Here is a 15,634-nt window from a genome sequence, read left to right on the forward strand (position 1 = left end):
TCGTCCGGGCCTGGTCGGGCACGGTGTCAGAGGCTGCCGAGGAATTCCAGGAGGAGGCGGTTGACGTCGTCGGGGCGTTCCTGCTGGATCCAGTGACCGCAGTCCAGAAGGTGGCTGCCGGTCAGGCCGGGGAGGGTGCGGGGGTAGGCGTCGACGGCGTCGGACAGCCACATGGTGGAGGCGTCGCGCCTGCCGCCGATGAACAGGGACGGCTGCTTGATCGGGGCCCCGGCGTAGGGGGCCAGGTCTTCCCAGTCGCGGTCCATGTTGCGGTAGCGGTTGAGCGCTCCGGTCAGGCCGGTCCGCTCGAACTCCGCGGCGTAGAAGCCGAGCTCCTCCTCCGACAGCCAGGACGGCAGGGCCCCGGCGGGGAACCGCTCGCGCAGGGTGCCACCGTCGCGGGTGACGAAGTGCGGGTCGGGTCCGGCCATGGTGTCGCCGGACAGAGCGCGGTAGAACCCGGCGAGCCAGCCGCGCACGTCGGGCTCGATCTCGGATTCGGCCCGTCCGGGCTCCTGGAAGTAGGACACGTAGAACTCCTCCTCCCCGCCCATCTGCGCGAACACCTCGCTCGGCCGGGGTCCGCCCGGCGGCGTGTAGGGCACGCTCAAGATGCCGACCGCGTGGAACACCTCGGGCGCGACCAGCGCGGAGTGCGCGGCGATCGTCGCCCCCCAGTCGTGGCCGATGATCGCCGCCGAGGTCTCGCCGAGCGCCCGCACGACCGCGACGTTGTCCTGGACCAGGTCGAGCATCCGGTAGGCGGCCGGGTCCCGCGGCTTGGACGAGCGTCCGTATCCCCGCACGTCAAGTGCGACGGCCCGGTAGCCCGCCTGTGCCAGGACGGGCATCTGCCGCCGCCACGAATACCAGGACTCGGGGAACCCGTGCACCAGCAGCACCAGCGGCCCGCTGCCCTGCTCCACCGTGTGGATGCGTACCGCGCCCGCTTCCAGGATCCTGTGCTGGACCGTCATCGCGCCCTCCCCCGACCTGCGACCTCGTGATCGCGTCGACCATAGGTCGGCGGCTTCCGGCGGCCCAAGATTCGTTGCCGGGTCGGCAACTCGCCGACGCCGAGACAGTCACTCGCTCGCCGGGCCCTCTTCGTCGGCCGGCTCAGCAGCAGGTCCGCCAGCTTCGACCGGCCGTACGCACCGGCCGGGTCATAACCGCGCCGCCAGTTCAGGCCGTCGAAGTCGATCGTGCCGCGGGCGGCCATGCCGCTGCTCATGGTCACCACACGCGCGGCGGGCGCCTGCAGCGGCAGCGGCAGCAGCCGCACGGTCAGCGCGAACGGGCCGAGGAAGTTGCCGCCCAGCTGCAGCTCGAACCCGTCGGCGGTCTCGTGCCGCACCGGCGGGAACATCACCCCGGCGTTGTTGAGCAGCATGTCGAGCGGCCGCCCGCCGGCAATGAGCGCGTCGGCGAACTCCTGGACCGAGGCCAGGTCGGCCAGGTCGATCCGCCGTACCTCCATCTGCGCCGCCGGATGGGCCCTGAGGATCTCCGCCCGCGCCTGCTCGCTCTTGGCGACGGTGCGCACCGCCAGGATCACCCCCGTGCGCCGGAGGCGGCGAGCTTGGTCGCGGCAGCCTGGCCGGTGCCGCTGTTCGCGCCGGTCACCACGGCGAGCTTGCCGCTCTGGTCAGGTACTTGGTACATGACGGATCTCCCTAAAAAACTGCTGGTCTGCAACCCCTCCAAACACAACAGACCGATGGGCTCTTAATAAGAGACCGACGGTATGCATCATGGGAACGTGAACTTCAAGCGCGCCCGCACCGAGGAGCAGCGGACCGAACGACGACGCCAGATCTTGCGGACCGCGGCCGCGATGCTCACCGAGATGCCGGTCGCCAAGCTCAGCCTCAACGAGCTGAGTCGCCGCATCGGCCTGGCCAAGTCCAACGTGCTGCGCTATTTCGACTCCCGCGAGGCCGTCCTGCTCGACCTGCTGGACACCGAGATCCAGGACTGGCTCGCCGGCCTGGAACACTCCCACCGGCCCGGTGAGGGCACACCCCGGCAGCGCGGCGACCGGCTGGCCGAGATCCTGGCCACCTCACTGACGCGGCGGCCGGTACTGTGCGACCTGCTCAGCGCCCAGACCGCCGTGCTGGAGCACAACATCTCCACCGAGGTCGCCGTCCGGCACAAGCACGCCGCCAACCACTCCATGCAGACCCTGGTCCGGCTGGTGCTACGGCATGTGCCCGAACTCGGCGATCAGGGCGCGTCCCGGGTGGTGGAGGTCACCCTGCTGATGGCCGCCGCGGCCTGGCCCTGCGACCGGCCCTCGGAGGCCATGCTGGCCGCCTACGCCTCCGACCCGGAGCTGGCCGCCATGCGCCTCGACTTCACCGACGTGATGCGCCGCACGGTGAAGGTGACCATCTCCGGGGTGCTGGCCCGCCAGGAAGAAGCGGCAAAGGCGAGCGCGGCCCCCTGAACCAGGACCGCGCCCGCCATGGCCCCGACCCTGGCGGCCTGGGCGTGGGCCGATCAACCAGATCGCTTGTCGGGCGCCTCAGCACTGCAGCCTGCCGTACACGCCGACTGGTGTGCCGCACCCCGAGTGATGCAGCGACAAGTGAGAGGGAAGTGCCATGGAACTGGATTACGTCCTTGCCGGCTATCGGGTGGCTACACGCACTGATCGGCAGGATTGGCAGGAGGCCGGCCTGCCTGGCCCTAGTCTGCTGTCGCTGAGCGACTGCGTGGTGGACTTGGTGCCAGTGGATTCCAGTGGTTGGGATCACTGGTTCGCCAGTCCCCAGGAGGCTGAGATCGCTCGGAATCAGGCCGGAGACTCGGGGTTGCACGTGCTCGGAGTCGGATTCGCTGCCGCCGATGTTCGGGGGCTGCAGGCTGATATGGCCGACGATGGCTGCGACGGCAGCCTCCAGGAGCGACTGATCCGGCATGAGCAGTTCCCCGGCCCCGGCGAGCGGCGGCTGGGTTTCGAACTGGTCGGCTTCGACATCGGAAACTGGCATACCTGGACCTGCATGGGGGACCTCGTCACCGACGTTCACCAAGCCACCGGCATCCAGCCGGACCTCAATGGGCTGATCCAGGACGAGCAAGACGCGCGTCGGGCCGCTCAATGGCTCACCGACTCAGGCCTCGGCGATCCCAAGGTATTTCTCTGGGCGGCCGCACTGCTCACGGAGCCACCGCGAGCGACCCTCCGAACCGAGGAATAGCGCAGGAACGGAACAGCACCCCTCCCGGCGCTTCGAGAAGCTTGCCCGCCAAGCGGTCTGGGCGGCCTCGGGGCTGTACAGCTCGATCGCGCCGATGTTCTTCATCCGGGGCAGCTATGAGGGCTCGGCCGTCGGCTGGCCGGGTGCTCCCGGATGCCGCCCTGACGGCATCCCGGGCATGCCGGGCGCTTCCGGGAAGCAGGGCGTGCCCTGCTGTCCGAACCACTGGACCAGGTATCGCCGCATCAGGCGCACCTCGGCCCACTGGTCGTCGCGTACCGTTCGGGCGAAGCCGGCTACCTCGGCATGCTCCGCCTCACCGTGCATGAGCATCTGCTGCGACATCATGATCGCCATCATGTGGTGCGGGATCATGTACTGCAGGAACGTCCTGTCGAGCTGATCTCCCGAAAGCCCCGACAGGTCGGGCATCGTGGTCACGCTGGGGCTCGGCGCCGGACTCCGCGGGTACCACTGCTCCAGCCACCCTCTCATCCTGCCGATCTCGGCAGTCTGCGTCGTGACGATCGACTGCCCGAGCCGCCGCATGTCGGGCCGCTCGGACCGCTGCAGTTGCCGCGCGGCGGTGACGGCCTCCTCGTGGTGGGGCACCATCTGCGCCAGGTAGTCGTATTCGCTGGTGATGGGGTACATCGGCCCCAGACCCGGGCACGTCGGCCGCGGATCCGCAGGAGAAGGACTCGGGGGCGCTGTCGGTACGGCCGCAGCGGCGGTCCCGAAACCCGTGGTGACGGCGGCCAGGAGTGCCCCGGCGGCGGCAGCGGTCCTCACAGCGCGTCGCTTCATGCGTCCCCCAACGCCGATTCGACACCTCCACCCACTGTAACGTCACCGCCCTGACCATGGCGCTCCGCCGGTGTTCAGGGCCGGGGTCAGGCCGGCGTCTCCCGGAAGCGGAAGCGGACGATGCGGGTGGACCGTTTCATGCCCGGCACCAGGTTCATCACGCGGTACAGACAGCGGATGCGCGCGGGGGCCTTGGCCCTCAGGATCGGCGCGTCGTACATCGGCGCCTCGTCGACGTACTCCAGTCGTGGGTGCCACGCGGCCAGCGCGGCGGGGACGTCGAAGCCGCAGTGGAACCGAGCGTCGTACTTGCGCAGCGTCGGGTCCCACTTCGAGGTGCGCCAGGCCCAGACCGGCACCGTGTCGATCTGGATCTGCCCTGTGGGGAAGGCGTCGACGACGCCCGTCAGCAGCCGGTGGACATCCTTCTCGGTCAGGTACGGCACCAGCCCCTCGGCGATCATCAGCACCGGCCTGCCGCGCGGGACGCGGTCCAGCCAGGTCAGGTCGGTGACGTCGGCGCCGACGAGCGTGCAGTGGTCGCGTGGCGGCAGGAATCGCCGCCGCAGCTCGATGACGGCGGGGTAGTCCACGTCGTACCAGTCGACGGTGGCGGGCGGGTCGATCCGGTGGACCCGGGCGTCGAGGCCGCAGCCCAGGTGCAGGACCACCGTGTCGGGATGATCGGAGAGGAAGCTCCGGGCCCAGTCGTCGTGGGCGAGGGAGCGGACCACGGCGGCCAGGCCGGTCTGGCTCCTGCCGAATCCGCGCCGGTCGTAGCCGGGGTCGAGGCGGCGCATCACCCGCTCGGCGTAGGCGTCGCCGAGGATCGGGGCCGGCAGCAGGTTGTCCAGTGCCTTGGCCTTGAGAACAGGAGTGAGGGTCTTCTGCACTCCGAGGAGTCCGGTGTCCGTCACGACGACAACGCTACTCTTGTTCCACAAAATTCGTGAAGTTTCTGAAATGTACTAAAATATGACGACACGACGACGGTAACGTCTCGACGGAGGAAGGAGCTGCTGCGGTGACGCGAGCAGGCGAGGGCGCCATCGCGGACTTCCGGGAACGGTTCGCGCAGATCCTGGTCGAGTCCGGCATGCCGCGGATGGCCGCACGCGTGTACGCCGCGCTGCTGGTCACCGACTCCGGCAGGCTGTCGGCGGCCGAGCTGGCCGAGCAGCTGGGTGTCGGCGCCTCGGCGATCTCCGGGGCGGTCAAGTACCTGGTGCGGGTGCGGCTGGTCGAGCGTGGGCGCGAGCCCGGCAGCCGGCACGACTTCTGCCGCGTCCACGAGCACACCTGGAGCCACTTCATCAGTCAGTCCGTCCCGATGCTGGTCCAGGTGCAGACCGGCGCCGAGCAGGGCGCCACGCTCCTGGGCCTCGACTCCACGGCCGGGCAGCGGCTGGACGAGACCCGCCGGTTCTTCGCGTTCATGCGCGAGGAGATCGAGCGGTCGATGGCCAAGTGGCGGCGGCAGACGGGCGAGCCCGCCGACGACTGAACGTGGCGGCACAGCCCGCACTGCGGCGAACCTCAGTGCCCCATGACCCGGCCGGCGCGGGGTTCGCCGTGCTCGCGGCTGGATGAGGGCTTCCAGTCCAGGTCAGCGCCACGGCGTCCGCGCCTGGCCGTCGAGTGGACGTGTCTGTCCGCGTCTGTCCGCAGCCCTGTTGGACACCTCCACCACAAGGCTTCGCTGGTTCTCAAGCACGACCGACGGTCATCCGGGACCTCGGTCCTCCAGAGAACAGGAATCACCATGCGTGCTCAGATGAAGACGGCCTTCTGCGGTCTCGCCCTCGGTCTCGCCGCCCTCGCCGCGCCGGCCGCCGCGCAGCCGACCGGCATGCGGGCGACCGCCATCATGGACGATCCGTGCGGCCACTTCACCCAGAACGGAACGGAGTACTACCGCAACTGCAAGGACACGAGCGAAAAGATCTGGGTCACCTACAGGATCTCCGCCCACAACCAGCATTTCTGTGTCCCGGCACAGAAAAAGGTAGAACTCGGCTACTACCTGAACGTCTACGGCGTCTATCACGACAGCTGGAACTGCTGACCTTCAGGCCGCCCGGGCTGGGCCAGGACGCCTGGTCCACGCCCGGGTGGCCGTCGCTCCGAGCCGCTCCCGCTGAACGGCCCCGGCGTCAGGTCTCCATCAGGGCCGCGGCCTCCTCGTCCGACAACGCGTCGATCTCGGCCGCCAGCCGCTCCTCCACCGCCGCCGCCAGCCCGCGGACGGTACGGGTCAGGAAGAGGATGTTGAGCGGCAGCTCGATCTCCACCTCCGAGCAGATCCTGGCGACGACCCGGGTGCCGAGCATGGAGTGCCCGCCCAGGTCGAAGAAGTCCTCCTCCACGCCGAACCCGTCCCGGTGCAGCACCTCGCTCCAGATCTCGTACACCAGCTCCTCCGCGGCCGTCCGCGGCGGGAGGGCTTCGGCGGCGGGCGCGGGGACGGGGGCGGGCAGGGCGGAGCGGTCGAGCTTGCCGTTGGGCAGCCTGGGGAAGGAGCCGACTGCCAGGTAGAGGCTGGGGACCATGGTGGAGGGCAGCCGGTCCTGCAGGTAGGCGCGCAGCTCGGCCACGGGCGCGTGCTCGTCCACGTACGCCACCAGGGCGCGGCCGCCCGGCGCGTCATCGCGGACGGCGGCGACGGCGCGGGTGACCCCAGGATGCGCGGTCAGGGCGGCCTCGACCTCGCCGAGCTCCAGGCGCACGCCGCGCACCTTCACCTGGTCGTCCACCCGGCCGACGAACTCCACGGCGCCGTCGGCCAGGCGCCGCACCAGGTCGCCGGTCCGGTAGAGGCGGGCGCCGGGCGGGCCGAAGGGGTCGGGGACGAACCGTTCGGCGGTCAGGGACGGCCGCCGGTGGTAGCCGCGGGCCAGCCCGTCGCCGCCCAGCCAGAGCTCTCCCACCACGCCGGGCGGCACCGGCTCCAGGACCTCGCTCAGCACGTATGCGGTGGTGTTGGCGACCGGGCGGCCGATGGGGACGGTCTGCTCCCCCGGCCGCGTCAGGTGGGTGAGCGACCAGATGGTGGTCTCCGTCGGGCCGTACATGTTGTGCACCTCGCCGGCCACCTCACGCAGCCGCCGGGCGAACGCGGGACCGAGCGGTTCGCCGCCGCTCAGCACCCGGGGCAGGCCGACCGGCAGCTCCTCGGCGATCTCCTCCAGCACGGACGGCGGAGCCTGCACGGTGCGCACGTCCGCCTCGGCCAGGACCGCGCCCAGCTTGCTGTCGGGCGGCGCCACCACCACGGCGCCGCCCGACAGCAGCGGTCCGAAGAGTTCGAGCGCGGCGATGTCGAAGGACATCGGGGTGAGCAGGAGCATGCGTTCGGCCGCGGTGAAGGCCAGGCTCGTGACCAGGTTGACCACCCCCCGGTGCGGCACCATGACACCTTTGGGCACCCCGGTGGAGCCGGAGGTGTAGATCACGTACGCCAGATGGCCGGGCGAGACCCGGGGCAGCGGCCGGTCGTCCGGCGGGTTCTGCGCCAGGTCGGTGAGCGCGGGCACGCCGAGCAACCGTCCGGCCAGCTCCGGCGTGGTCAGGGCGAGCGCGGCCCCCGAGTCCGCCAGCATGAAGCGCAGCCGTTCGGCGGGGTAGCGCGGGTCGAGCGGCACGTAGCAGGCGCCCGCCTTGAGCACCGCGAGCAGCGCGACCACCAGGTCACCGCCGGGCGGAAGGCAGACCGCCACCGGCGACTCCACCCGGACGCCGCGCGAGACGAGCACCCGGGCCAGCGCCGCGGCCCGCTCGTCGAGCTCGCCGTAGGTGAGCGTGCGGCCCTCGTGCGGGACGACGACGGCGGGCGCGCCCGGCGTGGCGGCCGCGTGCCCGGCCACGAGCTCGTGCAACGGCATGGAGGGGTACGGCAGCCGCGGCCCGTGCCAGGAGGTCACCGTCTCCTCCCGCCTCCCGGCGGGCATCAGCGGCAGCCGCGACAGCGGGAGGGCGGGGTCGCCGGTCGCGGCGTCGAGCAGGGCGAGGAACCCCTCGGCCAGCCGCGCGATCGTGGCGGGGTCGTACAGGTCGGTGGCGTACTCCAGCCAGCCGCTCAGATCGCCCTCGGCGTTCTGGATCTCCAAGGTCAGGTCGGTCTTGGTGGTGCCGGTGCCGATCTGGCCGCGCACGTCGTACGGCAGCTGGTTGAAGGCGACCTGGTAGAGCGGGGTGCGGGAGGGGTCGCGCGGCGGGTTCAGCTCGCTGACGATGCGGGCGAAGGGCACGTCCTGGTGGTCGAGGGCGTCCACGACGGTGGTCCGCACCCGTTCCAGCGCCTCGGCGAAGGACGGGTCGCCGCTCAGGTCGGTGCGGAGCGGGAGGGTGTTGACGAACATGCCGATGAGGGGGCCGAGCTCGGGCTGGTCGCGTCCGGCGACGGGCGAGCCGATCACCACGTCGGTCTGCCCGCTCCAGCGGGCGAGCAGGGCGGCGAACGCGGTGAGCAGCACCATGAAGGAGGTGCTGCCGGTGCTTCTGGCCAGGGCGGTCACCCGCTCGGTCAGCGCGGCGGGGACGGTGAAGGGGTGGTTGGCGCCCGCGTAGCCGAGCTCGGCCGGCCGCGGCCGGTCGGGGGGCAGTTCCAGCGGCACCGATCCGGCCAGGCGCTCGCGCCAGTAGGCCAGGGACGCCTCGAAGCCCTGCTCGCGCTGCCAGACGGCGTAGTCGGCGTACTGCACGGCCAGTTCGGCGTACCGGGGCGCCCGGTTCTCGCGCAGCGCGTGGTACGCCTCGGCGAGGTCCTCGGTGAAGATCCGCATCGACCAGGCGTCGAAGACGGCGTGGTGGGCGACGAGCACGAGCCGCCACTGCCCGCCGCCGAGCCGTACCAGCCGGGCCCGCCACAGGGGCGCGTCGTCGAGGGCGAACAGCTCGGCGGCGTCGGCCGCCGCCAGGGCGGCGAGGTCACCGGGACGGACCCGCTCGGGGCGGCCGGACAGGTCGGTGCAGGCCAGCCGCACCGTCGCCTCGGGGGCGATCAGCTGCACGACCTCCTCGCCGCGCGGCTCCAGGCGGGTCCGCAGCGGCTCGTGCCGTTCGGCCAGCATCCGCAGTGCCCGCTCGACCAGGCCGGGCTCGACCTCGCCGAGCCGTTCCAGCCGGGAGACGCCGGCGATGTTGTAGAGCGGCACGTCAGGCAGCAGGCTGGTGAGGAACCAGACGCGTTCCTGCGCGTACGAGGCGGCGAAGGCGTCTTCGGTCACAGGCATGCGCGTATCTCCCGGGTGATCGGCTCCAGCGCGCTGACCTCGCCGATCGTGGCCAGCCAGTGCCACTGGTCGAGGGCGTGGTAGAGCCGGTAGAACGCCAGCCGCTCGGCCCAGTCGGCGGGCAGGTCGCCGTACCCCTCGTAGAGGGCGCGGCGGCGGAGCGGGTCGTCGCGGACGGCGAAGTAGTCGGTGCGGGCCAGGTCCATCAGCGGGTCGCCGCCGAGCGCGTTCTCGACGTCGATGAGGCCGGTCAGCTCCCACCGGCCGGCGCGTTCGGCGACCATGACGTTGCGTTCGTGGAAGTCGTGGTGCAGCAGCACCGGCGTGGCGCGGCGGGCCAGCAGGTGGCGGTCGGCGCGCAGGCGGGCGAGCAGCGCCGCGTGCAGGCCGGGGTCGCCGCCGAACTCGGCGAAGTGGGCGGCCTTGAGCTCGAACTGGCCGCCCACGTAGGCGTCGTTGGTGGGTTCCTGTACGCCGTCGAGCGGGCCGAAGGCGGGCACCGTGACGCCGTGCACAGTGCGCAGCAGGCGGCCCATGTCGCGGTAGAGCCGCTCGACGGTCGTCCGGTCGAGGCCGGCGGAGACCTGGGACAGCGGCCGGCCCGCCACCTTGGTCATGACCAGGTACGCCTGGGGCAGGTCGCGCCTGGAGTCGTCGGCCCGGACCACGGTGGGCGCGGCCGCGCCGGTTCGGCCGAGCAGTTCGTAGACGTGCAGCTCCTTGCGCATGCGTTCGGTGAACAACCCCGGGTAGAGCTTGAAGATCAGCTGACGGTCGCCGGTCTTGACCTCGTAGACGGCGCTGATCTCGCCGCCGGTGCGCAGCAGCACCTTCTCGACCGGCTCCCCGAGCAGCTCAGCCGCCTTGGCCGCGCTGAGCGGCATGGTGAGCGCCTTGGCGAAGGCGGGAGCACTCCAGGCGAGGCTGACGACGTTGCCCGCCCGGTCCCGCAGCGCCCGCGCGCCGACCAGGTCGTCCGGGTCCGCCTCCGGCACCGCCTCGTCGAACCCGGCCAGCACCGGGATCCGCATGGCCACCAGCGCCAGGACGGCGATGCCCAGGCCCAGCAGGACGTACATGAACGCGATGCCGCGCCCCTGGCCCACGCCGATCACCACGCCGACGGTGTCGGCCAGCGCGCCGCCGGGCAGGAGCAGCGGCTCCAGCAGGCGTTCCCCGAGCGGGGCGACCACGGCCATGCCGACCGGCAGCGTCGACCAGGAGATCATCTGGTTGAACGCCATCACCCGGCCGTGGAACCGCTGCGGCACCTTCACGTGGATGATCGTCATGAAGACGCCGTTGACCACGGACAGGCTGCACCACAGCCCGAAAGCGCCCAGGCCCACGGTCAGCGGCGAGGCGTACACCCCGGTGACGACGGCGAACAGGCTGAGCAGCAGCGTGCCGAGCAGCACGGCGCGCATCCGGCGGCGGCGCGGCCCGCCCCACAGCGCGACGATCACGCCGCCGAACGTGGCGCCCAGGCCCCCGACGAACGAGATGCGGCCGGCGGTGTCCAGGTCGGCGAACGACAGCACCAGCGGCGAGATCGACATCAGCACCGCGGCCAGCATGACGTTCAGCACCGCGAAGTAGAGCAGCGCGGCCCGCAGGTGGCGGTTGCCCAGCGACATGCGGAACCCGCCGGCCAGCTCGGCGGCCAGCGTCTCGCGCCGCTCCAGCGCCATCGTGGCAGGGAAGCGGATGAGCGCCAGCGCGGCCAGCACCACGGCGAAGCTGATCACGTCGATCACCAGGATGCCGCCGAGGCCGATCCCGGCCAGCAGCGCGACGGCCAGCAGCGGGGCGACGAACTGGGAGGTGCCCGCGAGCAGTTGCACCACGCCGGCGGCGTGCCCCAGATACCGCTTCGGCACCAGTTGCGGCAGCGCCGCGGTGTAGGCGAGCCGCTGGAAGACCAGCGTGATCGAGAGCAGGGTGACCAGCGGATAGATGTGCCAGGTGGCCAGGTCGCCGGTCCACAGCAGCACGCCGAACACCAGCTGCACGCCGCCTGCCAGGCAGTTGCCCAGCGCCATCATGGCTCTCTTGCCGTGCCGGTCGACGAGCGCGCCGATCAGCGGGGCGGCCAGCACGCCCGGCATGATCGCGAGCGCGACCAGCAGGGCGAAGTTCAGCAGGGAGCCGGTGGTGGTGTAGACCCAGATCGGGATGGCGAAGTCGGTCACCGCGGTGCCGACCATGGACAGGAGCTGGAACGCCGAGACGGCGAGGAACCGGCGCATGCCGGGCTCGGGCGCCCGCTTCCTGGCCTGCGGAGCCTCCTGACCGTCCGGGGCCGACGTCTCCTCGACCCACCATCCGGCGGCCGGGCCGCGGGCCTGGCGGCTCAGCTCGGCGGCCGAGCCGTACTCCATGGCGATGTGCGTGTTGGTGAGGACCTGGGCCAGGTCGTCGGCGCGGTACTTCAGGTAGTAGTGGCCGGCCTCGTCGAGGACGACCAGCGCCGTGGTCTCGGACAGGAAGTGCCACTCCCGGTAGCGCTCCCGGTAGTAGTCGGTGGCCGGATCCTGCTCCCCCACGACCGCGATGACCGGGGCGCGCAAGGGCTCGGCCCGCTCCGCCAGCATGCGGGTGAAGGCCTCCTCCGCGATCAGCGTGTCCCGCCGCTGGTTGCGGACCATGAACTTGACCTGCTCCTCGTCCAGGCCGGAGATGTCGTTGCCCATGGCCTTCATGCGGTTCTCGTACGAGCGGTCGCCCCGCAGGCGGTCGGTGCGCAGCAGCCTGCCCAGCGGCCCGGCGATCCGCCCTTCCGGACGGGCGAACGGGAAGATCGCGCCGATGTAGACCGCGGCCGGTTCGCGGCCCCGGGCCTCCAGCCGGCGGGCGACCTCTGCGGTGACGGCGCCGCCGATGCCGCAGTGACCGTACAGGGCGATGGGGCCGTCGATGCCGTCGATGATCTCGCGTACGGCCTGCTCGATGACCTCCTCCAGCGGCATCACCGGCTCGTCGGGGCGGCCGGGGTCGTGGCCGGGGAAGGCCATCGAGTACAGCGCGCACTCCTCGGGCAGGGCGTCGGCCAGCGGCTGGTAGACCAGGGCGTTGCCGCCGCCGTACGGGAAGCAGACGAGGGTGAGCGCGGGGGTGACGCGTGAGCGGGTGAGGCGGTGCAGCAGCGCGCGCGGCCTGTCCTCGGCCGGGGCCGGCCCTTCGATGAGCTGGGCCAGGCCGCGCACCGTGGGGTGCTGGAACAGGTCCATGACGCCCACCGAGCGGCCTTCTGCCGGGGCCAGCAGCTTGCGGATCCGGGCCACCACCTGGATGGCGACCAGCGAGTGCCCGCCGAGGTCGAAGAAGTCGTCGTCGGCCCGGATGCCGGGCACGCCCAGCAGCTCGCTCCAGATGCCGGCGACGGCGATCTCGGCGGGGGTGACCGGCAGGGCCCCGTCGCCGCTCGACCGGGTGGGGGCGGGCAGCGCGGACCGGTCCACCTTGCCGTTGGGGCTGAGGGGCATGGCGTCCAGCCGCACGTAGGCGGTGGGGACCATGTGGTCGGGCAGCAGTTCCTTGAGCCGGGCGCGCAACCCGGCCGCCTCGGCATCGGTGACGACGTAGGCCACCAGGCCGTCCGCGTCCGCCACGACCAGCGCGTCACGCACGCCCGGTTGCTCGCGGAGCACGGCCTCGACCTCGCCCGGCTCGACCCGCTGGCCGCGGATCTTGATCTGGTCGTCGGCCCGGCCGAGGAACTCCACGGCGCCGTCGCGGTGCGTCCGCGCCAGGTCGCCGGTGCGGTAAAGACGTGAACCCGCGGGCCCGTACGGGTCGGCCAGGAAACGTTCGGCGGTCAGGCCGGGCCGGTCGTGGTAGCCCAGGGCGACCTGGACGCCGCCGATGTACAGCTCGCCGGTCACGCCGGGCGGCACCGGCCGCAGCCGCGCGTCGAGGACGTGGACGCGGGTGTTCTGCACCGGATGGCCGATCGGGATCCGGCTCGCGCCCGGCACGCAGCGCCAGGCCGTCACGTCGACGGCGGCCTCGGTCGGCCCGTAGAGGTTGTGCAGCTCCACCTCCGGCAGCCGTTCGAAGAACCGGGCGGCGACGGCGACCGGCAGCTCCTCCCCGCTGCAGACCACCCTCTTCAGCGACACGCAGCGCTCGACGTCCTCTTCTTCCAGGAAGGCGGCGAGCATCGACGGCACGAAGTGCATGGTCGTCACGCCGGAGGAGACGATCAGGTCGCGCAGGTAGGCGGTGTCGCGGTGGCCGCCGGGCGCGGCGACGACCAGGCGGGCGCCGGTGATGATGGGCCAGAAGAACTCCCAGACCGACACGTCGAACCCGGCGGGCGTCTTCTGCATCACCGCGTCGGCGCCGGTCAGGCCGAAGCGGCGCTGCATCCAGTCCAGGCGGTTGACGATGGCGGCGTGGGAGTTCGGCACGCCCTTCGGGCGTCCGGTCGAGCCGGAGGTGTAGATCATGTACGCGGGACAGGCGGGGGTCAGCGGCGTGTCCGGCACGTCCTCGCGCTGGAGTACGGTCTCCTCGGGCAGCAGGATCGCGGCTCGCGCGTCCCGCAGCATGAAGTCCAGGCGTTCGCGCGGATAGTCGGGGTCGAGCGGCACGTACGCGGCGCCGGACCGGACCACCGCCAGCAGACTCACGACCAGGTCGAGGGAGCGCTCCATGGCGACCGCGACCCTGACGCCCGGCCGCGCACCCAGGTCGCGTAATCGCCGGGCCAGCTCGCCGGAGCGCCGCTCCAGCTCGGCGTAGGTGAGCCGCCGCCCGCCGAACTCCAGGGCGACGGCACCGGGCGTGCGGGCGGCCTGCTCCTCGAACAGCTCTCCCAGCGTCCGGTCCGCCGGGTACGGCACGCTCGGCCCGGCCGAGAGGGCCAGCACGCGCTCGCGCTCCGGCCCGGTCAGCAGCTCCAGGTCCGACACCCGCCGGTCCGGCCCGGCGAGCGCGGCGCGCAGGAGCGTCCCGAACCGGGCGCCGAGCTCCTCGACCGTGGCCTTGGCCAGCAGGTTCCGGTTGTAGACGAACAGCCCGTCGAGCCCGCCGCCGCGCTCGGTCAGGAACAGCTCCAGCTCGAAGGGGGCGGCCCCGGCCGTCAGCGGGTACGGCTCCGCCGTGAGGCCCGGCCAGGCGGCGGTGTCCTCCTCGTAGCTGCGCAGCGCCAGCGCCACCTGGAACACCGCGGTACGCGAGACGTCCCGGGCCAGGCCGAGTTCGCCGACGAGCTGCTCGAAGGGCAGCCGCTGGTGCGCGAAGGCGTCCAGCGTGCTCCGCCTGACCCGGGCGAGCAGCTCGGCGAAGGTGGGGTCGCCCTCCAGGTCGGCGCGCATGGCCAGCATGTTGACGAACATGCCGATGAGCGGTTCGAGCTCGCTGCGCGGGCGCCCGCCCACCGGCGTGCCGATCGCGAAGTCGGACCGGCCGCTGTGGCGGGCGAGCAGCACCTGGTAGACGGCGAGGACGACCATGAAGAGCGTCGCGTCGTGCTCGCGGGCCAGCCTGCTGGCCGCGGCCAGCACGTCGGGGCCGAGCCTGAAGGTGTGGGAGTCGCCCTCGAAGGTGGCCACCGCGCCGCGCCTGCCGTCCAGGGGCAGCTCGATGGGCGGCACTCCGGCCAGCCGCTCGCGCCAGTAGGCCAGATCCGCCTCGTCCGCCGGGCGGCCGCGCTGCCACACGGCGAAGTCGCCGTACTGCAGGGCGAGCGCGGGCGGCTCCTCCCCCGCGTACAGAGCACGGAGCTCCCCCGCCAGGATCTCCAGCGACCAGCCGTCACCGGCGATGTGGTGCAGGGCCACCAGCAGGACGTGGTCGTCGCCGGCCAGCCGCACGAGCAGGGCGCGCACGGGCGGTTCTGCGGCGAGATCGAAGGGCCTGGCCAGCTCGGCGCTCAGAAGCTCACGGGCCGCCGCCTCGTCCGGGGCGCTCACGCGGCGCAGCTCCACCTGCCCGGTGCCGGCCACCTCGACGCGAGGGCGGCCGTCGGGGTCGGCGCAGAATCGGGTACGCAGGATCTCGTGCCGGTCCACGACCGCTTCGAGTGCTCGGCGCAGCCGTGCGGCGTCGAGGTCCCCGCGCAGGCGCACCACGAGGGGGATGGTGTAGGCGGCCGTGCCGGGGGCGAACTGCTCCATGAACCACAGGCCCTCCTGGGCGTGGGTCAGGGGGATGTCCGCGCCGGCGGGGCGGCGTGGGATCGCGGTCGGCTTGCCGTTCGACCTGCGGCGCAGGCGTTGCTCCAGCAAAGCTCGCTTGGTGTCTGAGAGGTGGGCTCCGCCTGAGGCCGGCTCCGTCGAGGTCGCCAACGACCGCCTCACTTTCAGTGGTGAACGTCACATTAACGGGATTTGCTCACACCGCGCCGGTGAGGTCAAGCGGGTGACGCCATGAGCTGTACGA

Annotated in this window: 10 protein-coding genes; 4 read left to right on the forward strand and 6 right to left on the reverse strand. The window is 71.9% G+C overall.

All coding sequences use genetic code 11. From position 1 onward, the window contains the following. Positions 1-26 precede the first annotated feature (26 nt). A complete protein-coding gene (locus ACZ6YG_RS16365; protein WP_466018453.1) occupies positions 27-977 on the reverse strand; it encodes an alpha/beta fold hydrolase in 951 nt (316 codons plus the stop codon). Beyond that, entirely contained in the window at positions 974-1,546 is a 573-nt protein-coding gene (locus ACZ6YG_RS16370) for an SDR family NAD(P)-dependent oxidoreductase (protein WP_466018454.1), read from the reverse strand. The genes ACZ6YG_RS16365 and ACZ6YG_RS16370 overlap by 4 nt, the downstream gene beginning before the upstream one ends. A 216-nt stretch (positions 1,547-1,762) precedes the next feature. Between ACZ6YG_RS16370 and ACZ6YG_RS16375 the strand changes: the two genes are divergently transcribed. Together ACZ6YG_RS16375 and ACZ6YG_RS16380 are read left to right on the forward strand one after the other, a co-directional pair. Further along, on the forward strand, positions 1,763-2,452 hold the full coding sequence (locus ACZ6YG_RS16375; RefSeq protein ID WP_466018455.1) for a TetR/AcrR family transcriptional regulator: 690 nt from the start codon (positions 1,763-1,765) through the stop codon (positions 2,450-2,452). 157 nt (positions 2,453-2,609) lie between these two features. Further along, positions 2,610-3,209 (forward strand): hypothetical protein, encoded by a 600-nt coding sequence (locus ACZ6YG_RS16380; RefSeq protein ID WP_397199687.1) that lies wholly within the window; start codon positions 2,610-2,612, stop codon positions 3,207-3,209. A gap of 114 nt (positions 3,210-3,323) precedes the next feature. On the opposite strand, the gene ACZ6YG_RS16385 is transcribed toward ACZ6YG_RS16380, so the two are convergent. Together ACZ6YG_RS16385 and ACZ6YG_RS16390 are read right to left on the reverse strand one after the other, a co-directional pair. After that, entirely contained in the window at positions 3,324-3,863 is a 540-nt protein-coding gene (locus tag ACZ6YG_RS16385; RefSeq protein ID WP_466018456.1) for a DUF305 domain-containing protein, read from the reverse strand. Between the two features lie 239 nt (positions 3,864-4,102). Next, complete coding sequence (locus tag ACZ6YG_RS16390) at positions 4,103-4,933, reverse strand: class I SAM-dependent methyltransferase (RefSeq protein WP_466018457.1); 831 nt, start codon at positions 4,931-4,933, stop codon at positions 4,103-4,105. A 107-nt stretch (positions 4,934-5,040) separates the two neighbouring features. Here ACZ6YG_RS16390 and ACZ6YG_RS16395 point away from each other — a divergent pair, with 107 nt between their 5' ends. Together ACZ6YG_RS16395 and ACZ6YG_RS16400 are read left to right on the forward strand one after the other, a co-directional pair. Further along, positions 5,041-5,520: a GbsR/MarR family transcriptional regulator gene (locus tag ACZ6YG_RS16395; protein WP_397199685.1), complete on the forward strand. Its 480-nt coding sequence runs from the start codon at positions 5,041-5,043 to the stop codon at positions 5,518-5,520. A gap of 258 nt (positions 5,521-5,778) precedes the next feature. Then, positions 5,779-6,081 carry a hypothetical protein gene (locus tag ACZ6YG_RS16400; RefSeq protein ID WP_397199684.1) on the forward strand — a complete coding sequence of 101 codons (303 nt, stop codon included), beginning with the start codon at positions 5,779-5,781 and terminating at the stop codon, positions 6,079-6,081. Between the two features lie 88 nt (positions 6,082-6,169). Here the strand turns inward: ACZ6YG_RS16400 and ACZ6YG_RS16405 are convergent, their stop codons facing one another. Both ACZ6YG_RS16405 and ACZ6YG_RS16410 read right to left on the reverse strand, forming a co-directional pair. Continuing rightward, positions 6,170-9,247, reverse strand: a complete 3,078-nt coding sequence (locus ACZ6YG_RS16405; RefSeq protein WP_466018458.1) for a non-ribosomal peptide synthetase — start codon at positions 9,245-9,247, stop codon at positions 6,170-6,172. Further along, entirely contained in the window at positions 9,238-15,480 is a 6,243-nt protein-coding gene (locus ACZ6YG_RS16410) for an amino acid adenylation domain-containing protein (RefSeq protein WP_466018459.1), read from the reverse strand. The genes ACZ6YG_RS16405 and ACZ6YG_RS16410 overlap by 10 nt, the downstream gene beginning before the upstream one ends. Positions 15,481-15,634: the final 154 nt, after the last annotated feature.

This window comes from Nonomuraea sp. NPDC054003, from assembly GCF_055585125.1.